This window comes from Streptococcus pasteurianus (genome assembly GCF_004843545.1).
GTDB lineage: Bacteria > Bacillota > Bacilli > Lactobacillales > Streptococcaceae > Streptococcus > Streptococcus pasteurianus.
Map to the genome: position 1 here is coordinate 1,316,176 of NZ_CP039457.1, position 23,235 is coordinate 1,339,410.

The following is a 23,235-nucleotide window of genomic DNA, read 5'->3' on the forward strand; positions in this document are numbered from 1 at the left end:
TTATTCTTATTTAAGACCTGAAAGCATTGCTTTAATACGTTTGAAATCTCCTGAGTGCACCATAGCGGCTTTGCGAAGATGACGACGTTGTTTTTTAGTTTTACCGTGGAAACGGTGTGAAGTAAACGCACGGAAGCGTTTTAATCCACCAGAACCTGTACGTTTGAAACGTTTAGCTGATGCGCGGTGAGTTTTTTGTTTTGGCATTTTAGAATTCTCCTCTTAAAATATTTAAAATTGACAATTATTTTTTGTCAGGAATTGGAGCAAGTTGCATGAACATTTGACGTCCATCCATCTTAGCTCGTTGCTCAATAATAGCAATATCTTGCGTTCTTTCTGCAAATTCCGCCAATACCTTTGCTCCAATTTCCTTGTGAGTAATCATACGACCTCTAAAGCGAATTGAGACTTTCACTTTGTTTCCTTTTTCAAGGAATTTACGGCCGTTACGAAGTTTAGTCTCAAAGTCACCTTTATCGATAACTGGGCTAAGACGAACTTCTTTAACAGTCACAACGCTTTGTTTTTTACGTTGTTCCTTACGTTTCTTTTGATACTCAAATTTGAACTTTCCATAGTCCATAATTTTTGCAACAGGTGGCGTAGCTTGTGGCTGAATTAAAACCAAGTCAACATTAGCATCATCAGCAATAGCTTGTGCTTCTGATAATGGTTTAATTCCTAGTTGTTCACCATCAAGACCAACGAGACGAACTTCGCGAACGCGGATTTCATCGTTAATGAATAGATCTTTCTTAGCTATGATTTTCACCTCTTTATTTTTTTAGAGAAAAACAAAAACGGACTTGACAAATCAAGCCCGTACATACATAGTATTCCCGAAAGAATCTTTGACATGTTGGGCCAGACAACCTTAGTCGCAAGGCGAGAAGTTCCCACTTCTGCTTTTCTCATTGTTTCTATTCTATCACATAGACTAATTCATGTCAATGATTTTTTCTGCTTTTTCTTGAATAAATTTGACAACACCGTCGATATCAACACCAGTTGTATCAAAAGTAATGGCATCATCAGCAGCTTTCAACGGTGAAACTTTACGATGACTATCTTTGTAATCACGTTCTGCAATTTCACGCTTCAATGTTTCAAAATCCGTTTCAATACCTTTTTCTTGGTTTTCTTTAAAACGACGTTCTGCTCGTTCTTCTACCGACGCAATCAAGAAAATTTTCAATTCTGCATCTGGTAAAACAACCGTTCCAATGTCACGACCATCCATGATGATAGCGCCATTTTTAGCAATGCGACGTTGTTGATCAACCAGTTCTTCGCGAACTTCTGGTATAGCTGCCACCCAAGAAACGTTGTTTGTCACATCATTTTGGCGAATAGCAAGTGTCACATCTTTGTCACCAACAAAAACAGTTTGACTACCATCTTCGGCACGTCCAAAAGAAATAGGGTGCTTAGACAAAGCTTCTAAAATTTCTTGGACGTTGTTTTCTGTTAATCCATTTTGCAAAGCTAGATAAGTTGCTGAACGATACATTGCTCCAGTATCAAGATAAGTATAGCCAAGATTTTTAGCAATAATCTTGGCTACAGTACTCTTTCCACTTGAAGCAGGACCATCAATCGCAATTCTAATTGATTTCATGATTTCCTTTTCTTCCTAATTAATGTAAACTTCATCTCCTGGGTTAGCATACCAATAACCCGATGTCATGTGGTCAGGGTTAAGCTCATAGAGTGTTTCAACTGAAATGCCTGCACGTGCTGCAATAGAAGCTGCACCTTCTCCTGATAGAACAGTAATAGTATCTCCACTACCAGTAGAGCTTGAAGAGTCGGTTGTATCCTCTGAACTTGCTTCTGTTGATGACGCATCAGTCGTTGTCTCTGATGATGACGCCTCTGACGATGAAGAAACAACACTAGATGATGATGCACCATAAAAATTCGACGTCTCTGATGCTTTATCACTACCACGATTTGAAGTGTAAAAAACAACAAACAAAATCGCAACGACAATGACAAAGAAAATACTAAGCAACGCTGTCAACAAAGGCGTACTAATAGCAGAGCCTTTTGTTTTACGGCTAATTTTAATTTCGTTGTCATCAACTACTTTTTCTTCCCACGGTTGTTTTGCCATAATGTCCCCTTGTTAAATAAATCAATTCATATTACAATAATACTATGAAAGTATCAATAATTCCCCAAAAATGTATTGCTTGTGGCCTATGCCAGACATATTCTAAACTTTTTGATTACCATGATGACGGTATCGTCAAATTCTCTGATTCTGAGGACTTAGAAAAAGTTGTTCCTAACTCAGATCAAGACGCCCTCACTGCTATCAGGTCCTGCCCAACAAAGGCTCTTACGATTTTGTAGGAGCTTTTTCGTTAGCCTTGTAAACTTCGAAGTAATCTAGCTTGATAAAATTGTCTATCAATTCTACTTCGCCAAAAAAGTCAGGATGAACTGCCAAAGCATCTAAAAAATATTTCTTAGGCCATTTTCTCATATAAAAAATACGATCTGGCTGATTTTTGATTTTTATGATAATCCCAGATTTGTTGACTTCAATCTTTTTAATCTGCGCAATCGCTACGCTTGATTTTCTAAAAGGATTCAAAGAAACAATCCGTAATCTTCCATTGTCTTCGATAACGAAATACCGATGAAAACCAAGACCAACCAGCACAATAAAGATAGCAAATAAGATAAAAAATTGACTTGGTATTTTTGTCCGCTCAAACAGTAATGATAAGCCGATAAACATTGGCGCTACGGCAATTGACCAATAGATAATTGACCAAGATAACTCAGGTTGCCAATGGTATCGCATCTTTCCAAAGATTTTAATCATAACAGTCCTCCATTAGTCGATTCTAACAAACAATACTTATGTAAAGCTTAAGGTTATTTTTGGACAATGCCGACAATAACATCCACAGCTTTTTCCATTGTTTGAAGACTGACAAATTCAAAGCGGCCATGCATATTTTCACCACCTGCAAATAGATTTGGTGTAGGAATTCCCATAAATGAGATTTTTGAACCATCTGTTCCGCCACGAATTGGCTCGATAACTGGCTTGATTTCCAAATCTTCCATGACTTCCTTAGCAAGTTCAACTGGTGTCATGTCTTTTTCAATGATTTTCTTCATATTGTAGTATTGGTCATGAAGATTGACAATGACACTTTCTTTACCTAATTCAGCATTCATCTTATCAGCAATTTCTTGAACCAATTTTTTACGATTTTCAAATGAGTCGTCTTCAAAATCACGGATAATATATGAGCTGTGCGCTTTTTCCACAGTACCTTCCGTACCATGTAAATGGAAGAATCCTTCATAGCCTTCTGTATTTTCAGGACGTTCATTTTCTGGTAGTTGATTATGGAAATCAATCGCTAGTTGCAAAGCGTTAATCATTTGATTTTTAGCTGTTCCTGGGTGAACGTTACGTCCCATGAAATCAACTTCCAAAGCAGCTGCACTAAATGTTTCGTATTGAATTTCGCCAAGTGGTCCACCATCGACCGTGTAAGCAAAGTCAACGTTGAAATCATCAACATCGAATTTATCAGCACCGACACCGATTTCTTCGTCAGGACCAAAACCAACACGAATCTCACCATGTTTGATTTCAGGATGAGCTACCAAGTATTCAACGGCTGTCATGATTTCAGCAATACCTGATTTATCATCAGAACCAAGAAGGGTTGTTCCGTCAGTTGTTACCAAGGTTTGACCAAGGTAGTTATTTAAATTAGGAAATTCTTCTGGATTGAGGGCATAACCAGATTGACCAAGTTCAATAGCGCCACCTGCATAATTTTCAATAACTTGTGGTTTGATACCTTCAGCGTTGAAATCAGCTGTATCCATGTGTGCGATAAAACCAATTTTACGTGTTTTTGTTGCATCGTTAGCTGGTAGAGTACCAACAAGATAGCCATTTGTCAAATAGTGCACATCTTGCAAACCAACTGCCTCCATCTCAGGCTTCAAAACGTTTAATGCAAAGTCAACTTGAGTCTGAGTTGAAGGTGTTGTAGTACTATCAGGATTACTACGCGTATTCACTTTCACGTAGCTTAAAAAACGATTTAATAAATTTTCGTAAGACATTATTCACCTCTATTTTTTTCATTACCATTATAGCATAAAAAAGCAGTCCAGTGGACTGTTTTTTCATGAGTCTTGAAATTAATGAACGAGTTCAGTCCAGTGGACTGTTTTTTAACGAGTCATAAAATTAATAAACGAGTTCGTTTTAAAATTTAAGACTTTTATTCTGATACATGATAATAAGCTTTGTTAGCGATATCTCCAGAACTAATATCGGCAGAAGAAATTATACGGTCTTTTGATACCTCAGAATTATCACTTTGTCCGTTCAAATAATCACTAGAAAAGCTAGTATTAGCAGGTACAATGTAAAGTGTCACATTTGTTTTTGACCCTGTTTGAACATCTAAGAGTAAGATTCCATTTTGATCAATATCCAGAAAATCAGCCGTTAACCCTTCTGTTGCCAATCCTGCATCATTAAACGTCAAAGTTTCCCCAGAAGCATTCTGCCACGTTCCAGCCATTGTTGAATAGTCTGCTTTCAAAATAGCACCTGTATTAATTGGGGCTAACGTAACTTCTGTTGATGATGAACTTTCCGTTGATGATGCTTCTTCTGATTCAGATGAAACAGTTAATGATGTACTTGTCTCACTTGAACTTGTCGATTTCTTAACACTACTACTTACGGTAGTTGACGAAGAACTCTGATTGGTACTATTTTGCGAATGCGTAGAACACGCCGCTAGCAATCCTAAAGACAAAAGTAAGGTTAGGTAACATCTCAATTTCTTTTTCATTGGTAACCTCCTTTACCATGTGAAGCGACCAGTATAATCAATGTTTTCATCTAAAGCATGTGATAATTTAGGTGATACACTTGTATATTGCCATGCCGCTGCTGATGAATAATAAGCAAGGGATTTAGCCGTTTCTTGATCTAAATAGGTGTATCCATAAACATAGTGAGCTACCCAGAAATTAGACATGCCAAATGTTGATGTGCTAACTTTTCCGCCCTTGATATCCAACCAACTTGCCATTGTATAGTAAACCAAGTCACCATAACCAAGGCGAGTCATTTCTTCTTTCCAAGCTTGCGTGTTAGCATTAATATCTCCATTTAGCATTTCTGAAGCTTCCATATCATTAACCATAACTGTTGAACTTGAAAGCCCTAATGATTTTGCAACCGAAACAAAGTATTGCGCTTCGGCTTTAGCTTCCGCAGCCGTTTCATAATGTGAATAATGATAAGCTGAAACTTTCAAACCAGCTGCTTGTGCGTTGCTAATTTGAGAACTTGCATATGGATTGGTATAACTTGTTCCTTCTGTCAATTTAACAACCACACCTGTAATTCCTTGACTCTTCAATGATAGGAATTCACTAACTGAAATAACGCCATTATGACTACTGATGTCAATGAAATAGGACGACTCTTGCTGAACAGGTTGGTCTGCATTAAAAGTATAGCTACCTAGATTATAACCTGATGTTGTCCCATCACTAAAATCAACATAGACATGCACCGTATAATCACCTTTGATGTAATCATGATACTTTTCATCTACTGTTAAGCTTGCTGTGCCATTAGTAATATCTGATGTTGTGTACCAGTAAAGGTTAGATTGATCACTTTCTGACCAAGCCGCTACACGAATGAATTTCAATTGCTTACTTGTGCTTGTCTCAGAGACTGTAACAGTCAATACTCCACTATCTTTAGCATAATTTGAAACAGTTATTGTTGGTGCTGTTGCACTTGTTTCTGTGACTGTAAAACCTTTGGTTACAGCTAAGCCGATAAAATGATTGCCGAGTTTGCTTTGCCCATAAACGTGAACATTGTAGTCACCTGAATCATAATGATGATCTTTCAATGAAATGGTACCAGTATAAGTTGATGAATCTTCTTTAGTTGCAGTTAACCAATCAATATCATCTTGTCCGTTTACCGTACTCCAAACTGGTAAAGATACTGATTTGATATAAATTGGCACATTTGTCACCGTGACTTTGTAGGTATTGTCATCAACTTTAGTAATAGTTGTTTGAACATTTGGCTTTTCAATAATAATATCTGTCGCATTCAAACCAACGGCTTTACCTGTTTCAAATGAATACGTGTGAATATGATAAGTTCCATATCCTGAATGATTTTCATATGATGCTAAAGCTGTTCCAGAAGAACTTGCATCGTACCAAACCAAATCATCTTGACCTTCGTCATCTGACCAAACCGCAAATTTAACCTTGCTATAATCCGTTACGGTATTAGAATCCAATGTTAAAGCAATACCATCACTTGTCAGGGTTGCCGTCACATCGTTTTTAGGCGTTGGTTTTGTAATTTGATAAGCTCCCAAAACTTGCCCCACACGTGTACCGTCAGCGTAGTCAGTATAAACGTGAACATTGTAAATATCTGATGTGTTAGAATGATTAGCAATATCAATCGTTACACGCGCAGAATTATTGGTAATCATTGGTGTGTACCAGATAAGGTCGTCCTGCCCTTTATCCTCTGACCAGACAGCGATAGCAACTGATGTGATTGTTTTTGTTGCAGAGCTACCAGTGACAACGACATCAAATGTTGTTTTATTCTCAGAATAATTAACAACTGAAACTGTGGCATTAGGACGAGTATCTACATTATCAAAACCAGACGTTACTGCCAAACCAATTAAGCCACCTGTGATACTGCTTTGTCCATAAATATGGGCGCTATAATGACCATTGTTACTATTATGATTGGCAACTGAAATCGTAGCTTGGTAAGTTCCTATCCCAGTTTGTGTAGCAGAATACCATTTTATATCATCTTGGCCATTTTTATCAGACCAAACAGGCACTAAAATACTAGTGATGCTATCAGGCACATTGTTAATTGTAATGGTGAAATTGCCATTGCTCGTTTGTGTAATATTTGTTGTGACTTCTGGCCGTGCCACCGTTACAGTCATAGCATTCAAACCAGTAGTTTGACCATTTTTGAAAGAATAGGTGTGAATATTGTAAATACCGTAATCTTTATGATTTGATAAATCGATATAAGCCGCACCAGAAGCATCTGCATCATACCAAACCAAATCATCTTGGTCATTATTGTCAGACCAAACCGCAAATTTTAGAGATTCTCCTGCTGTGATAATTCCATTATATTGAATGGAAAGCGTATTTCCAGAAACAGAAGCCTCTACTAATGATTTTTGAGTCTGGGTTGAAGTCACTTTCTTTGCTGTTGATTGCACCAATGACGTCGCAAGACTTGCTGTATTGACTTCAGAAACAGTATCAGTATTCACAGTCAAAGTTTCAGTCTCATTGTCATCTTCCGTAGCTTCTTCATCCACAGCACTAGTGATTGTAGTGCTTGTTTCTACCACTTCTGCTGTTTGAGAATCCTCACTGACTTCTTCTGCTTTTTTATTAGCACTAGGGTTATCTGACATATCAGACAACCCTGACTCATTAGCTACTACTGTCGCATCTGTTGTGTCTGTAGTTGCTGAATCTATTGAAGAATTATTTTCAGAAACCGTTGTTTCGTTACCGCTATCTTCTACAAGCGACTGTTCAAATAACGATTCCGTTGCTTGTTCTACTTCGGATACAGATGTATCTGCAAAATTGTTTTCTGTCGTTGATGAAACTTGCTCCGCTTGAATATTCTCAGCTGTTGTAGAAATCGTTGTATTTTCATCTGCCAAAACTAAACCTGAGCTTAGAAAAGCTCCGATAATCACTGGCGATAAAAGACAACTTCGCAGGACATTCTTTTTCAAATGCTTCCTCCTCTTTTTTACTTCCTTTTCACCATTGTAACATGAATCTTTATGGCATTCAAGCGCATATAAATGCAATATAACAAATAGCGACTTCAAAATCGCCGCCTTATGATTAATCTGGATAAATGTAGGTTACACTTCCACCCCAAAATGAATCAAGTGGATTAAACCAACCACGGAAATTCGCTATGTATTGATTTCCAGCGTAATTAGATTCTTTAACTTGAATACGTGTATTACTAGCTACATCTGTCACATAAGCTACGTGACCGTAACCGTCTCCATCATTGGGCCAAACTGCAATCGCCCCCACACGTGGCGTTGAACCAGTCCTAAATCCCTTAGCTCTGGCATTTGTAGCCCAGCCACCAGCATTTCCAAGCCAATTCGGAATCCATGGTGCTAATGATTTCACCGCCCAAGTACACTGACCAACAGGGTAAGTATTCGTTTCATTGATGTAAGTCGTGATACGAGGGGTTGGGGTAGCATTCTGATTTGGAACATTGTCTGCTCTAAAACCTGAAGTTCCTTTCAATCCTTCAAAGTTATTAGTAATCGCATTTTGACCATAGATATGGACACTATAGTCTCCTGATGCATAACCATGATTTGCTAAATTGATTTGCGCCTTATATGTCCCATTATCTACTTTAGTAGTAGTGTACCATTTTATATCATCTTGACCATTTGCGTTAGACCAAGCAGGTACAGCGATAGAAGTAATGTATTCTGGCACATTAGTTACTAATACATCGTAAGTTGTATCGTTAACTTTGTTAATCTGATACGAAACTTCTTGTTTATTAATGACAATGTCTTGACCATTAATTCCAATCATTTTCCCACCTTGAGATAAATAAGTATGAACAAAATATCTTCCATATCCGTTATGATTTTTCAAATCTGCTTGCGTAATTCCTTTACCACTATCTTCATACCATCTTAAATCATCTTGATCATTCTCCTCAGACCAAACTGCATATTTAATCTGACCATTTGATGGTGCATAAATATCTGTTGTCATTTGGATAGCACCATTTTTTACGGAAATTTGCGGTGCTTTCGGGTTAATCTTAGTATTCTCCAAAGCAACTCCTGAACAACTACCGTCCGTGTAATTTGTATAAATATGCGTGATGTAATTTCCTGCACGATTACCATGATTTGCTAAATTAAATTGAACTTTGACTTTCCCCCCTGATACATTTGAATTTGTGTACCACTTCAAATCATCTTGACCATTTTCTTCAGACCAAATAGCAACACTAATCCCTTTGATTGCTTTTCCGTTATCTGACTGCTGCGCTGTAACTTCAAATGTTTTACTTGCAGAATCAAAATTAGTTTTAGAAACAATGGCATTCCCTTGCTGATCAGCAAAAACGGGATGTGAAAGACAAGTCGCACCTAGTACAACTGTTGACAATAAAGCTGTTTTAAGTTTACTCAAAAAGCTGTTCTCCTTCTTTGTATAATGTGTTTACACTATATAATTCGGAAAAACAGCTATAAAATCGGTGAAAAATATAGAATTATTTATTTAATTTCGCATTCTCAATAGTATCACTTAAAGAAAATAAAACTAATCTTAGTTTTTGAACTATTCTCTTCCAAAGAACTGTTTTCTTCAGTTGTGGAAATTTAAATAGACCAAATGCAGCGACGGGAAATAGTAATACAATATAAGGGTAAGCGTATTGACTTTTAGTTTCCCAAACGATATGAAAAAGAAAGCCTCCTGAAAAATAAATATACGGATAAAAAATGAGGGAATTTACCACTTTTTGTGAACCAACTAAATAAAATAGAAATACTAAACTTCCAAAATAAATCAAAAACAGTATTGCAGTACTAAAAAGTGAAAAGAATTTATAGAAAAACTTTCCATTATATACACTTTTCCAAAGAAAAGTCCTCACTCCTTGGTTAAGAGCTGGAGCTGGACCTGACCAGATACTTTGAAATAAACCTTCTGTCCAAGTTGAAAGAACTTTTGTTGCAAAGAAATCCCATGCATACTTAGGGTGACCAGTTAAATAAGCCAAGCGTTCTTTAACCTTATATTGACTTAAAATTTTAATTTTTTCAAAGTCTCCTTTGTTTTCTACATACACATTATCTATTGATTCATCGTACCAGCCTGGTAAGCGAGGAGATTTTGGATTATCATCTAATCCCATTGCAATCCAAGCGATATGTGGTGTGCCAGAAATATCACTTCCGTTTGATAAATTTTTATAGTGACTATCGATACTGGTATTAGCTGCAGAAAGCATTGTAAATAAAACGATTATTCCTAAAAAAGAGGGGAAAGCTTTATGATTAATTGCATCCAGAATTAAAATAATGCTTATCGTAACAACCAAAATAATATAATTATTTCTAATAACCGTTGCGCAAGTGAGTGCGATGATTAAGCTAACCAAGAATCTTAATTGTCTTTTCTCAAAATAAGCGATTAAACAATATATTGCTATCATGGAAAAAAATAGCCCAGGTACTAATCCATACACAAAAAGTATTGAAAAAAACTGTGGTAAAAATATAAATGATATCACAATTGATATTTTTGAAATTTCTTCATTATCAAAGAGTTTTTTCGTTACTCTCCAGTTTAAATAGTTAATAGCAATAATCATAATATAATTCAAAAGAAAGAAAATCTTAGCATTTTTTGCACCTGTAAGTAATAAAATAATTCTTTCATAGGTCACTAAACCTAATTGATGGGGGAATCGATACAAATAAGAATTTATTTCCAAATAACTAAAATCACCATTATTTAAACCACGAGCAGCATCATATACCGCTACAGCGTCATTTCTTAAAATTCCCGATACCGAAAGAAATAAATAAATAGCAAAAATAGTGTATGCAAGTACTCCTAGAAAAAAGATCCTTTTTGCACTACTCTTTCTTAGATTGGCTATTACAAAATAAAATATCCCAAGAGCAAGAAAAAGAATTAGAAGAAACAAACGATTTTGCTTTATTTCAGCCAATTCTGAATATCTTGGGATAAAAGTTCGATAAAATAAACTAATTAAAGTAATCATCGTAAATAAAAGCAGTGACCAAGCATGAAGTAAATTGATGATTACATCATGGCATTTCTTTAACATAAATTTCCTAAAACCCCTTTATAAATAATTGCTATCTCTTAAAATAGTCAAGATAGTTTACCCTTTTTCTTTTACAATGTAAGCTGGGCGTTTTTTGGTTTCAAGGAAAATTTTGGAAATGTATTTTCCAATGATTCCGAGAGCAAGCAGTTGAATACCACCAATGAACAAGATGATACAAACTAGACTAGCCCAACCAGTGACGCTACCACCGATAGTCAATTTTCGAACAATAATAAATAAAATTCCTAAAATTGATGCTAAAAATGATACTGCACCAGCCCACAAAGAAAGATTCAATGGCGCTTCAGAAAAGTTGATGAACCCTTCCATTGAGTATTTTAATAAACTCCAAAAGTTCCATGACGTTTCACCAGCGACACGCTCACGATTTTCATAAGCAATGTAAGTCACATTGTAACCAACCCATGAGAAAATTCCCTTTGAAAAACGATTGACTTCACCAAGTTCTAAAATGCTATCAACAACTTGTCTAGTCATCAGACGGAAATCACGCGCACCGTCTACCATCTCAGTATCTGAAACAGCATTTATTATTTTATAAAACATCTTAGAAAAGAAAGAACGAATGACTGGTTCACCTTTACGGTCGGCGCGACGTGTTCCAACAACATCATAGCCTTCTAAAATCTTCTGATACATATTAATCAAAAGCTCAGGTGGATCTTGTAAGTCCGCATCCATAACAGTAATTAAATCACCATCAGCTGCCTCAAGCCCTGCTAAAAGCCCTGCTTCTTTCCCAAAGTTACGTGAGAAAGATAGATAATGAACGTTAGGAAAACGACTTGCAACATCACGCAATACGTTCAATGTCTCATCTTTTGAACCGTCATTAACAAAAATATAATCAAATACCAAATGATTTTTTAACTTTTGCTCGACTTTTTGAGTTTCTTCCAAAAATGGGTAAATTGTTTCTTGCTCATTGTAACAAGGAACAACGATAGATAGTTTTTTCATAATAACCTCTCTAAGATATGCAAACTGTGAATTTATGAATAACTTACAACAGAATATATAGCAATAGTCCAACGGTAAATAAAATTACACTATAACAAGTAGCTAACTATTTTCAATACTATTTAGTATAGACATAAATTTCCCCGTTCAATTGGTAAATATCCCATAATTTATTTGACTCGAGCAACTCCAAAGTGTTCATATCAATTGTATTAAAATCAAAACCAACTAGATTGACATTTAAATTTGTCAAAGTATTAAACCATAGTAGATTTGGCCAATAAAGACTAGCATTACTTGGAATTAAATCATCCAGTATAGGATATGTTTTTAGAGTATTAAGATAAGCTGGAGAATCCTTAAACATTGAACTAATATATACTGTTTGATTATCAGCTGTAACATAATCATTTAAATCTTCGGCTAACATAACTGCACTATCTTCAAATGCTTCTTTCTGATTATCTAAGGCACTGGCATATATAAATGCAAACGATACAGAGTAATACACTAATAAAACTACTACTAAACCTTTAACATAATCAATCACCTTATTGCTAGAATAACTTCCTAACAGAATCATGATAATAGCAATAAAATATGCAAAACCATATTCATATCTGGGGCGATCGTCTGCAAGTGGAGTTGAAAAGAACATATAAACTCCAAAACTCAAAATAGAACCAAGAGCAAGATATATAATTCCAAAAATACTTGATATTAATTTATTAATCTTGCTACTATACGTCATATAAACAAAAAACATTATAAATAATACAATAGCAAGATATAACCAAGCATTGGTACTTTGGCTTTTTAAAGTTATAAAATACACTCTAAGATTATTAAAAACTGCAGCTGGCATAGCCTTCAAAGGTGCTATACTAGTTGTATCACCACGTAATGCTAATTCGGGGTTCAATTTCGTTTCTAAGAGGTATACTCCCATTGAAATCACATAGGCTAAAGCACTTATTAAAAGTTTTTTTAAGAGTTCGGATATCTCAACGCCCTTCAAAAAATCACGATAAAGTAATGTTAATAACATTATAATATAAATTCCTGAAGAGCCTTGATAAGAATTACACATCAAAAAAATTCCAATAATTGATAAAAGAAAATAGTTTCTTTTTTTTGAATAAAAGAAAAGAAATGGAATAACTGATACCAATACAGAAAGACAAATATAAGGTGCGTCAAATCTAAAACTAATTGGTTCCAAAAACCATGGATTTATACCTATAAAAACTGAACCCATTGCTGAAACCCACGAAATTTGCTCGCCATCAAACATAACATATAAAACGACTACGCTTGTAAGTGTTAAAATAATTGCACTTACCACAAAAGTGGTCAAACCTGTATCTGTTAAATGATGACTTCCTTGAACGATATACGAAGCAAATTCACTTAAATAGCGTGAGTAATGAGCTGCAAAGTTTCCAACTCCTTCAATACGTCGAGCAATATCATCTATATAAGGATAATTAACTACACCTATTGAACAAGCAGAAACGCAATACAATACAAAAATTATAAATATTTTTTGCTTATTCAAATTAACAAAATCATTAACTTTATTTTTCATAAAAACTCCAGTAGTTTAATTATTCAGTCTCAAAAAATTTCTCATCCACTTTTGTTATATAACTATTTCCTAATGTAAGGTCATACTGCAACATCTGTAAATCCATTGATAAAGCTTCTAAATCGTCAGAAGATTGATTTTCAGCTTCTAGAATATCAGTTAATAAAGCATAGTAAGGAGAAACTTTTGAATCTGTTTGTTTTAGTACAAGTGCTGGGAAATCACTTGAATTAACAGATGGATAAGATAGTTTTTCTGTTTCATAGTTACTCCAAATAAAATAATCAGTTTCATATTGATTTAAAGGATTACTTGAGAATATGCTTGCAGGATACAATCCTGGCAAATGATCACCATAAAAAACAACCGTTATTTTTTTGTCATAACCAGATAACTCGTTAAGAAAGTCGGCAGTTGCTGAATCAGTAATGTTTAAAAGTCTAGCATAGCTAGTTAAACTTTCATTCTCCTCATCTGATAATCCTTCTCCATAAGCAGTAATCTCTGCTGGCTCCTCTGCTTCCCAAGGAATATGGTTTTGCATGGTGATAACTGAGAAAAATTGGCTTGTATCTGATGATAAGTTACTTGTGACAGCATAGTAAGTTGAGCTATCTCTAGCCCCTGAACTGAGATACTCTAATTGTGTCGGCTTATCGTCAGTACCATCCAAAGCTATAAAAGTGTCAAATCCTAAATCTTTATAAACAATATTTCGAGAATAATTTGCGCCATTATGAAGATGTACTGCAATTTTTTCGTCATCAGTATAACTATCACTTATAGAAGGAATATACGACATTTTAGGAAGCACCTCAGTATTCATAACAGAAACGCTAGGCGATAAATTAGAATAGGATAAACCTGTCAAAGCCTGAATTTCCATGTTAGCTGTACCACCACCATAAAAATCTGATATCATCAAACCACTTGTATATTCATCTTTTATTTGGGTAATATTTGGAATAACATTTTCAGATAAAGTAACACCTGGAACACGACTCGGGTCTGAAAAACTTTCACTTAAAATAAAGATGACTGTTTGGTCTTCAATTTTATTAGCTCTAGAAGCATTAATTATTAAAGCTTCATTGCGATACTTTTCCGCAAGCTCTTTAATTTTCTCTTCGCTATACCCATCAGGAGTTTCCATTACCGATTTGGTTAATTGCTTTGTCCAAACATATGTCAACGATTTATAGCTAGCATTAGTCGAAAATCCCATCCAATTAATATCAACCCAATTATTAACCTTGGAAACAACGGGGATATTATCAATAATTTTAGAATCTGTTTCATTTCTAAAGACAATAAAATTGAAAACTCCAAGACCAATTAACACTCCTAAGAAGGAGAATCGTAATCTTTTAATGTTAAAAATTTTTCCAGGTAAAATACGTTTCCTTAACAGAATATAGACACCAAGTGTTGCAATGACACCAAGCACAATATAAATAATAACACTTTTATCGACAAAACTAGTTAACAACGAAATCTCTTTTAACCAAACAAAGTCTGTAATAAGAAGAGGCTCACTTCGCAGACCTTCCTTAATATTATTAACAACAGATATAATCACTCCAGTTACAATAATAAGGAAAGTTGCAGATAAAAAGCGATTAAATACAAGATAGATAATTAAAAAGAGATATGTTAAAGCAATAATTTGATAAGCTGTTGCTCCTGGAAAAATAAATTTATCTAGTAATGTTTCATCACTTCTAACTCCTAGCTGTAACGTATAATTAAAAATAGTTGCTAATGCAAAGCTTACAGTTATCATCAATGATGGAGTAGGAGAATTTGTAACAATTGCTTGATAAGCATTAATCACAAAATAAGACACTACTCCCATAACCATTAAAGTTAAAGCAAGATTGCTAGACAAGTGAATTATAAAGTGAACATAATCATTATCAGAAAGATAAGAGTATACTAATTCTTTGAAAATCTTTAGCATCTGTCTATCATTAACGACAAAAGATGCTAAAAATCCAAAAAGAATTGTGTTTTTAGAATCATAATCCTGAAGATAATCTTCAATAAATGCAAGATACCTATTTTTTTGAATTAAAAAATATAGTACTCCTGAAATACCTATAATAATCAAAAGTGTAACAAGAAAATTCGGTTGGAAAAAATGATTTTTAATCAAATCCCATACTTTAAACTTTTCATTATTTAAATTTCTTGTTACTAAAATAAAATAGGAAACAATCTGATAAATAAAATATCCAGAAACTAACTTTATAAAGAATGTTTTACTCAGATCCTTAACAAGGTAAAAACTTATCCCCACAATAGATAAAATATAGGCAATCAGGCTAAAATGTAAGCTGGATTGAAACCCTAAAGACAAATCACTTATTGCCCCTTTAAGTACATAAGAATTTACTAAATAAAAATTGATGTAAAATAGAAAAATAATTAATAAAACTATCCTTAGAAGATTAACCCAATCAAAACTTTTCAAAAACTTTTTCATCATGATTTAAATTTCAGTACCATCCTCTTGACAATATATTTAATAGCACTACCTGGACCACGGTAAATATACTTAAGCGCTCCTTTAATACCACCAATGTTGTCAAAGTTCACGTAGGTGTTAGGCATTGTATTCGGACGAATATTAAACACCACATTATCCACAAATGGTGTTATATAGATATCGTTTTTAGCAATGGCATAATCATAATTATTTGCCCATGCAAGATAAACTAGGATACGTTCAATTGAATGCAAAATTGTATGTTGTGGAATTGGTTCTGATGGTATTTCATCGTCCGTCAACTCTAAATCAAATAGTGGTTTAAGTGTATCATGTTTGAACCAAATAAAAGTTCCATAGCTCATGATAAACGTACTCAAGTTATTAAAATCAATTTGTCGCCCGAGATTCATACGTTCCCAAAGTTCATTCATGCCATCAGCAAATCGATTTTCGTTCCAAGGATCAACTATTTTAGTATATCTAAAGAAGGATGGGATATCAGCAATAACAAGTCCAAGATTATCGTTATTTTCTAGATTAGCTAAGACATTATCAGCAGATTGAATTAACATCTGATAAAGTTCATTTCTCCATGAATCCCCTACCCAATAAGGATATTCTGGAGATTTTTTAGTATGAAAATGCCCAATATAATCATATGAAGATAATTCTTCTTTCAATTTTAACATTGGAATAATATCACGACCCCGATTTCCTGTTAGAAAGACTTGAGCTGTTTTACCATTTTTCTCAAGGATAGACTCAATCTCTGCTTTTTTAGCTTCTGTATCAGTTGTCAAAAACAAGTCATAGTCAAAATGGAAATTCTCAAATTGATTTAAAAATTCCTCTAACAAATCAACGTAAAAAGTATGAAGATGAACTGCTACTTTTTTAGTATTTGAATATTCTTTTTCAACTACCTTAAGTACTTTACGATCTAACAAATAAGGTGGGGTAGGAAGACTTATATCCGACATATGATCTAAAATTAATTTCGTTGGATAATTAGAGACTTTTTCAATTTCTTTCAACAAATAAGGCGCTAAATGTTGTATCAAATCAAAAGTTTTTATTTTTATAAACGGAACATGATTATCTAAAAGTACATGTGGATAATGAATTGTAAAATTAGAATGGAAAAAATTATCTGCAATTGGTACTGTATTCAATACAGAAGCATAACGAAAACCAGCATCAACAAAACGCTTAGTATATTTCGTTTCATAATTATCAATAACTTTTTGAACATCTGTATATGCTTCAACAGACTTCCAAAACTCTTGAAAAACTTCAGAAATTACAATACTTTTCTTAAAAGACATAAAATATGATTGTAAATGTTCATCAATATAAATATGACCCGCATCAATCGCTCTATGATTTGTCATTCCCCAAAAGTCAACTTTTTCATCTGATTCATACTTATCATATACAGGAGCCATATCCCAAAGTGGTCCAAAGCAAGTATCATTCATTGCAGTTACTGAATCATAAGCTTTTAAGTTTTCAAAACCTTCAAAAGCCATACCATCATGCCATGCTGCAAAATCGTATCCAATATTTTCACGTTGTATAAAAGCATCAATTAATTGACTTTGACGTAATTTACCAACTTCACCCTCATCAAGTTGACTATTTGAAATAAAGATTACTTTTGAAAAGAGAGGGTGCATATGTTCTAGTTGATAATAGACATGCTCACTAATTTTATTATATTTATTGAAATGAACATATAAGAGTAAGCGTTTCATTTTTTTCTCCTAAAGAAATTAATAATTTTAGTTGGTATTTTCCACCATATTGAGTTTGTTATAGAACGATAGTTAGATAGTAAAGTGTTATACTCCTTACTTAAGTCATCAAATTCCTGTGTTTTTTGATTAAGTTCACTTTCAAGTTGTCTTTGTTTCTGCTCATACGATAGAATAGTTTGTAAGCGATTATATTTTTGCTTCGCAAGCAATTTTCCAATATAATCTTTAGCAACAATGTCATTGATATTATAGCGTTTATAGCTCAACACTAGCTTATCACCTTCTGAAAGAGTAAATTGATAATCAAGGAAAGGATAGAAAGCCTCAAAAACTACACTATTTTCATCGATTAAACCATTTGACATTATTGGAAGAATCTCAGTCTGATATTCCTTCGATTTTAAAACAAAAAATTCATAGAAACTTGGAATATTAGAAGGTCTTATTCTGATATAATTCTTACCTTTTACTACAGGAATTTCAATTTCATCTTGAAATTGTATTTGATTCTGATAATCTGGAATATCCGAAAATGCTTCATTCTCAGAAAAATAAATCGATATTTTTTCTTCTTTAATAGAGTGTTCAATATCTAAACTCGTTAAGCGCTCAAAATGATAATCTAATGCTTCTTTTACATAATTAGGGAATCGAGTCAGATATTTCCCAATTATATATCCATACGTTTTGTAATATGACTTTAGATTTTGATGGTTACTTCTTGAATCAAATGACATACGATAATTTAATCCAGTTTCATAACAAGGAACTACTTTTAATTCCTTGCTTGTCACCAGATTTAAATAGAAGTCGTAGTCCTCTAATTTTTCACGATTCAACTGCTCATCAAATTTAATATTTCCAATCGCTGATGTTCTTATTAAACTTGAAGCATGTATGAAATTACCAATAAACATTTCTTGTAAATCATACTCTTTAATAGGTAAAACAACCTCTCCAGAATTCAATTCATAGAGTGCAGAATAAACTATATCCGCATTTTCTTTTTCTGCAGTTTCAACTAATAAACGAATATAATCCTTTTTTAAAGTATCATCACTATCAACAAAAACAAGGTAATCTCCTGAAACATACTCTAAAGCAATATTTCTGGTAAGAACGACTCCTTTATTCTCATGGTAAAAATACTGAGTATTTTCAAAAGGACTCAAACTTAGCGTATCTTTAATAACAGTATCAGAATCGTCTAATGACCCATCATTAAAAACCAATAGCTCAATATTTTTATATGTCTGTTGAAATATACTCTCAAGACAATCTTTTACATAAGATTCGTGGTTGTAACAAGTTACAACAATACTAACTAAAGCATCCATCATTTAAATTTCCAAGTGCCATTTCTTTGAATTAAACCTGTAGCCGAATCCCTACCTGATTTATCATCTAGTGCTAAATCATTACGACTAACAAGAATAACATTTGTATTACTTGAGTTAGCAAAAGCTAACATTTTACCATTTTTATCTCTTATAGAAACCTCAAGTTTTAATTTTAGATTGTTTACATTATTTAATAAACAAGAATACGTAGCATGTTTATAACCTTTTCCACTTGAAAGGTATTCCATAGAATTATCGTTATAAATCCAAATATTACGGTCAATATCTGTAAGTGAAAATGCTACATATGTCTCTAAGTCTTCGAGAACATTATAACTGATACTGAACTCAATTGGCTTATCTGGTGTAGTTTGACCAGAAGAAAGTAGATTAACTTCTAGGTTATCAACAACTAATTTTTCAACAGTTTTTCCATCGTCATTTTTTTCAGTATTAGCATTATCATAGCTATATTGGTTAGCTACCTCGTCTGGCTCACCTTGTGCTTTGATATAACCATCCTCAATCAAAATAGCTTTATTACAATATTTCTTAACAGCACCCATGTCATGGGTAACTAAAATAGTAGTTTTTCCGCTCGTTTTTCTCTCTAGGAAATAATCATTACATTTACGTTGGAAAGCTTCATCACCAACTGCAAGGACTTCATCAAGGATAAGTACGTCACCTTGAGCCTTAATAGCTACTGAAAAGGCTAGACGAACTTGCATCCCACTTGAATAGTTCTTAAGTTTTTGATTCATGAAATCTTCAAGTTCCGCAAACTCAACAATATCATCATACATAGCATCTACTTCTTCAGTTGTAAATCCAAGCATGGCACCGTTCATATAAACATTTTCACGTCCTGTTAGTTCTGGATTAAATCCAACACCAAGTTCAATGAAAGATACCATTTTACCATTTACAGTAACTTTCCCTTGTTCAGGAACGTAAATTTGAGAAATAATTTTCAAAAGAGTTGATTTCCCTGAACCATTTCGTCCAACAATCCCAAAGAAATCTCCTTCTTCTACTTCAAAGTCAATATCCTTTAAGACATGTTGTTCTCGATATCCTTTTATACCTTTAAAATAATTAACTAGATTTGTACGTAAGCTTTGAGTTGCTTCTGTCGGCAATTTAAAATATTTACTAACATGATCAACTTTTACTGCTATTTTTTTATCTGACATTATAAAATCTCCGCGAATTTTTTAGCATTTTTATGGAAAATATAATAACCAATTCCAAATACAAAGAGTGGAAGGACATAAGGAATAATAGCGATAAATTTATGGCCAATCAAATCCCAGCCACGCATACTTCCTGAAAATATGATAAAGTGACGCATATCTTGAATAATTTGTGCTAATGGATTTAGCATCATCAATTTTGCAACTGTGACTTGACCACGTTGCAAAATAAATGTAAGTGAATAAATAATCGGTGTCGCATACATACCAGCTTGCATCACTACTTCCCAGATAGGACCAATATCTCTATATTTCACAAATAGAGTAGCAAGTACAAAGGCGATACCCGCTGAAAATAGGAATAACTCTATAAAGAGAGGGAAGATAGTTAACCAACCGAAAGAGACTGTCACCCCATTGACTAATGCAAAAACAAATACAACAATCAGGTTAATACCATAATTAATCGCTGCTCCTACTACTGATGAAATAACAATAATCTCTTTGGAAAAGTTTAATTTACGTAATAAATCACCTCGAGATACAATAGACATCATCCCCATATTGGTTGCTTCAGAAAAGAAGTTCCATGTCACCATACCAATTAACAAACTAATTGCATAGTGTGGTGTTCCATCATCGAATCGCAAGAACTGAACGAATACCAAGTACATGATTGTGAAGAGCATCAATGGTTTTAAGATTGACCATAAGTGCCCAATTAAACTTCCTTGGTAACGAAGTTTAAAATCTGTTTTTACCATCTCTTTTAATAAGATTTTATTTTCTTTACTAAAGAATTTCATTTATTTCTCCTATAACCAAATTTGGTAATAATTAGTGTTTTAAAGACAAGCGTATGGAAGTTTCTGTTCTTACGTAAGCCATATTTGTTTAAAGTGTGAATACGATGAGACAATGATTTATCCATAATAGTTGTAAAGTTTTCAACTATTTCTCTGTTTTCTGGTGATAAATTTAAGTCTAGCAGAAAACGCGCTTGTGTTTGACTGGCATCAATTAACCACCAATATTTTTCAACGAGTTTATGTGGTTTTAACCAGTTTTTCATCCGTTTGGACCATGTTCTTGCTCCAAGAACATTAGCGTCATGCTGACGATACAATTCTGTTGGGTAATCGAGGTAAACCAAATGTCCCAAGGCACTAGCAATCAATGCTAAATACCAGTCATGCATTAAGAGATTATCCGTTGTTGTCCAAAGCTCGGCAAGAGCATGATTGATCATCGCTGTTCCACCAGTTACCGTATTTTCGGTTAATTCTTGAACTAGTGTAGTATTGGCATGGTCAGACTGTGTTTTAATCATGCTTTCATGCAAAACGTTTAGCTCTCTATCAACAATTTTTAAATCCGTATAAACGAGTAACGGTTTGTCATTGCTATATTTTTCAGCTTCAGCTAAAGTCACTGCTAATTTATCTTCCAACCAAATATCATCTTGGTCAGAAAAGAAATAATAGTCAGCTTTGCTATGTTTTAAAAGCGTATAAAAGTTTTTAATGACACCAAAATTTTCACGATTATCAGCATTGATAAAGACAATACGTGAATCCTTTTGAGCATATTGCTGAATAATTTCTGGTGTGCGGTCGCTAGAGCCGTCGTCTCGGATATATAATGTCCAGTCTTTGACTATTTGTTTTTGAATACTTTTAATCTGCTCAGCCAAAAATTGTTCACCATTGTAGGTGGACATGAGAATATTAATTTTCATTTAAAAACAGTTCCTCATACTCTCCTACTATTTTTTCCCATGTGTAATTTTGTTTAACAATCGCACGGGCACGGTTTCCATATTCTGTAAAATCATAATGACCATCTGCATCATTTATCAAACATGATAAATTACCAGAGGTTTTATTCCAATAAAAAGCACTTGCATCAGCTACTGATTTATTGAAATCAACATCAAGGACAAGATTAAGTTTAGTATGTCCTAGAGCTTCAAGCAGACCTGGATTTGTTCCTCCAACTTCATGTCCATGAATGTAGGAAAATGCATTTTCTCGGATATAATTTAACAAATCACGGTCATAAACTGTTCCAACAAACTTCACACGTTTATCTCTTTCAAAATTTGTCAACCGTTTCAATTTGTCAAAATAAGGGTTGTTCTTATGGTTACAAATGATAATCAAATCACGCTTAGTATTTGATTTCATAAATTCTCGGATTGCTGTTTCGTAGTTATTTTCTGGAACAAATCGTCCGACAATCAAGTAATAGCCATTTTCCTTTGTTTGCCAGTTTTCAAAGCATTTTCTAACCTTATAATCATCAGCAGTCAAACTTGACTTTGTCAAGTCGGTTCCATAAGCAATAAATCGTGTCTTAGCTTCTGGATAAGACTCCTGAATATAAGTTTCAATACCGACATTATCTGAAATCACCAAATCAGCCGTTTTAGCCATTGATTTTTCAGCATATTTTAAATAAGCTTGAACAGGTTTTGACCATTTAGATCGTTTCCATTCCAAACCATCGGGATTGACAAAAACTTTACCACCGACAGCGTGAATTTTCTTAGCAAAGGGCACGATAAAAGCACCAATCGTATTTCCCAAAATATAAAAAATAGGGTGTTCAATACGCTCTTTTTTTACCATTTGAAGTCCATACTTAATAGCCATCATATCATAAGCGATGACCCGAGCAGGACCAATCTTAGGTGCCTTGATGGTAAAGCAATCCGCGCCTTCATAGCTAAAGTGCGTTTGATGCTTATCGTCACTCAAACAAGCCACATGATAAACAATGTCTGCGCTCTGCTTATTTTTTACCAACTCCTCAACAAAAGTCTCGAAACCACCGTATTTTGCTGGTAATCCACGACTTCCGATGATGAATACATGTTGCATGGCACACTTCTCCATTCTAAAATAC

The 23,235-nt window shown here is 34.0% G+C and carries 20 protein-coding genes and 1 other annotated feature; of the genes, 1 reads left to right on the forward strand and 19 read right to left on the reverse strand.

The annotated features are described in order from the left end of the window. Positions 1 to 6: 6 nt before the first annotated feature. The 4 genes from rpmI to E8M05_RS06965 form a co-directional block, all read right to left on the reverse strand. Positions 7 to 207 (reverse strand): 50S ribosomal protein L35, encoded by a 201-nt coding sequence (rpmI, locus tag E8M05_RS06950; RefSeq protein WP_003065422.1) that lies wholly within the window; start codon positions 205 to 207, stop codon positions 7 to 9. Positions 208 to 244: 37 nt separating this feature from the next. Then, positions 245 to 775 (reverse strand): translation initiation factor IF-3, encoded by a 531-nt coding sequence (gene infC / locus E8M05_RS06955; protein ID WP_003065423.1) that lies wholly within the window; start codon positions 773 to 775, stop codon positions 245 to 247. A gap of 14 nt (positions 776 to 789) precedes the next feature. Further along, positions 790 to 917 (reverse strand) — a sequence feature (ribosomal protein L20 leader region). 23 nt (positions 918 to 940) lie between these two features. After that, on the reverse strand, positions 941 to 1,621 hold the full coding sequence (cmk, locus tag E8M05_RS06960) for a (d)CMP kinase (RefSeq protein ID WP_003065424.1): 681 nt from the start codon (positions 1,619 to 1,621) through the stop codon (positions 941 to 943). Between the two features lie 15 nt (positions 1,622 to 1,636). Continuing rightward, positions 1,637 to 2,119 (reverse strand): SAG1386/EF1546 family surface-associated protein, encoded by a 483-nt coding sequence (locus E8M05_RS06965; protein ID WP_003065425.1) that lies wholly within the window; start codon positions 2,117 to 2,119, stop codon positions 1,637 to 1,639. A 44-nt stretch (positions 2,120 to 2,163) separates the two neighbouring features. Between E8M05_RS06965 and E8M05_RS06970 the strand changes: the two genes are divergently transcribed. Then, positions 2,164 to 2,361 carry a ferredoxin gene (locus tag E8M05_RS06970; RefSeq protein ID WP_003065426.1) on the forward strand — a complete coding sequence of 66 codons (198 nt, stop codon included), beginning with the start codon at positions 2,164 to 2,166 and terminating at the stop codon, positions 2,359 to 2,361. Here the strand turns inward: E8M05_RS06970 and E8M05_RS06975 are convergent. From E8M05_RS06975 to cps2T, 15 genes are all read right to left on the reverse strand, one after another. Further along, entirely contained in the window at positions 2,348 to 2,839 is a 492-nt protein-coding gene (locus E8M05_RS06975) for an EbsA family protein (protein WP_003065427.1), read from the reverse strand. The two genes, E8M05_RS06970 and E8M05_RS06975, sit on opposite strands and share 14 nt — an antisense overlap. 53 nt (positions 2,840 to 2,892) lie before the next feature. Next, a complete protein-coding gene (pepT, locus tag E8M05_RS06980; protein WP_003065428.1) occupies positions 2,893 to 4,110 on the reverse strand; it encodes a peptidase T in 1,218 nt (405 codons plus the stop codon). 161 nt (positions 4,111 to 4,271) lie between these two features. Continuing rightward, positions 4,272 to 4,853 (reverse strand): DUF6287 domain-containing protein, encoded by a 582-nt coding sequence (locus tag E8M05_RS06985; RefSeq protein ID WP_003065429.1) that lies wholly within the window; start codon positions 4,851 to 4,853, stop codon positions 4,272 to 4,274. 12 nt (positions 4,854 to 4,865) lie between these two features. Beyond that, positions 4,866 to 7,844 carry a GBS Bsp-like repeat-containing protein gene (locus E8M05_RS06990; protein WP_003065430.1) on the reverse strand — a complete coding sequence of 993 codons (2,979 nt, stop codon included), beginning with the start codon at positions 7,842 to 7,844 and terminating at the stop codon, positions 4,866 to 4,868. A gap of 115 nt (positions 7,845 to 7,959) precedes the next feature. Then, positions 7,960 to 9,300 carry a GBS Bsp-like repeat-containing protein gene (locus tag E8M05_RS06995; RefSeq protein ID WP_003065431.1) on the reverse strand — a complete coding sequence of 447 codons (1,341 nt, stop codon included), beginning with the start codon at positions 9,298 to 9,300 and terminating at the stop codon, positions 7,960 to 7,962. An 82-nt stretch (positions 9,301 to 9,382) separates the two neighbouring features. Continuing rightward, positions 9,383 to 10,972 carry a beta-carotene 15,15'-monooxygenase gene (locus E8M05_RS07000; RefSeq protein ID WP_003065432.1) on the reverse strand — a complete coding sequence of 530 codons (1,590 nt, stop codon included), beginning with the start codon at positions 10,970 to 10,972 and terminating at the stop codon, positions 9,383 to 9,385. Between the two features lie 57 nt (positions 10,973 to 11,029). Beyond that, positions 11,030 to 11,956 carry a glycosyltransferase family 2 protein gene (locus E8M05_RS07005; RefSeq protein WP_003065433.1) on the reverse strand — a complete coding sequence of 309 codons (927 nt, stop codon included), beginning with the start codon at positions 11,954 to 11,956 and terminating at the stop codon, positions 11,030 to 11,032. A gap of 118 nt (positions 11,957 to 12,074) precedes the next feature. Then, positions 12,075 to 13,544 carry a glucosyltransferase domain-containing protein gene (locus tag E8M05_RS07010; RefSeq protein ID WP_003065435.1) on the reverse strand — a complete coding sequence of 490 codons (1,470 nt, stop codon included), beginning with the start codon at positions 13,542 to 13,544 and terminating at the stop codon, positions 12,075 to 12,077. A 19-nt stretch (positions 13,545 to 13,563) separates the two neighbouring features. Next, positions 13,564 to 16,032, reverse strand: coding sequence for an LTA synthase family protein (locus tag E8M05_RS07015; protein ID WP_052454797.1), 2,469 nt, complete (start codon positions 16,030 to 16,032; stop codon positions 13,564 to 13,566). Then, a complete protein-coding gene (locus E8M05_RS07020) occupies positions 16,029 to 17,789 on the reverse strand; it encodes a rhamnan synthesis F family protein (RefSeq protein ID WP_003065441.1) in 1,761 nt (586 codons plus the stop codon). The genes E8M05_RS07015 and E8M05_RS07020 overlap by 4 nt, the downstream gene beginning before the upstream one ends. Continuing rightward, a complete protein-coding gene (locus tag E8M05_RS07025; RefSeq protein WP_003065443.1) occupies positions 17,786 to 19,132 on the reverse strand; it encodes a glycosyltransferase family 2 protein in 1,347 nt (448 codons plus the stop codon). The genes E8M05_RS07020 and E8M05_RS07025 overlap by 4 nt, the downstream gene beginning before the upstream one ends. After that, positions 19,129 to 20,328 (reverse strand): ABC transporter ATP-binding protein, encoded by a 1,200-nt coding sequence (locus E8M05_RS07030; RefSeq protein ID WP_041973129.1) that lies wholly within the window; start codon positions 20,326 to 20,328, stop codon positions 19,129 to 19,131. The genes E8M05_RS07025 and E8M05_RS07030 overlap by 4 nt, the downstream gene beginning before the upstream one ends. Continuing rightward, positions 20,328 to 21,134, reverse strand: coding sequence for an ABC transporter permease (locus tag E8M05_RS07035; protein ID WP_013852021.1), 807 nt, complete (start codon positions 21,132 to 21,134; stop codon positions 20,328 to 20,330). The genes E8M05_RS07030 and E8M05_RS07035 overlap by 1 nt, the downstream gene beginning before the upstream one ends. Continuing rightward, positions 21,131 to 22,066: a glycosyltransferase family 2 protein gene (locus E8M05_RS07040; protein ID WP_003065447.1), complete on the reverse strand. Its 936-nt coding sequence runs from the start codon at positions 22,064 to 22,066 to the stop codon at positions 21,131 to 21,133. Before E8M05_RS07040 ends, E8M05_RS07035 begins: the two co-directional genes overlap by 4 nt. Further along, positions 22,056 to 23,210, reverse strand: a complete 1,155-nt coding sequence (gene cps2T / locus E8M05_RS07045; RefSeq protein ID WP_041973126.1) for a beta 1-4 rhamnosyltransferase Cps2T — start codon at positions 23,208 to 23,210, stop codon at positions 22,056 to 22,058. The genes E8M05_RS07040 and cps2T overlap by 11 nt, the downstream gene beginning before the upstream one ends. Positions 23,211 to 23,235: the final 25 nt, after the last annotated feature.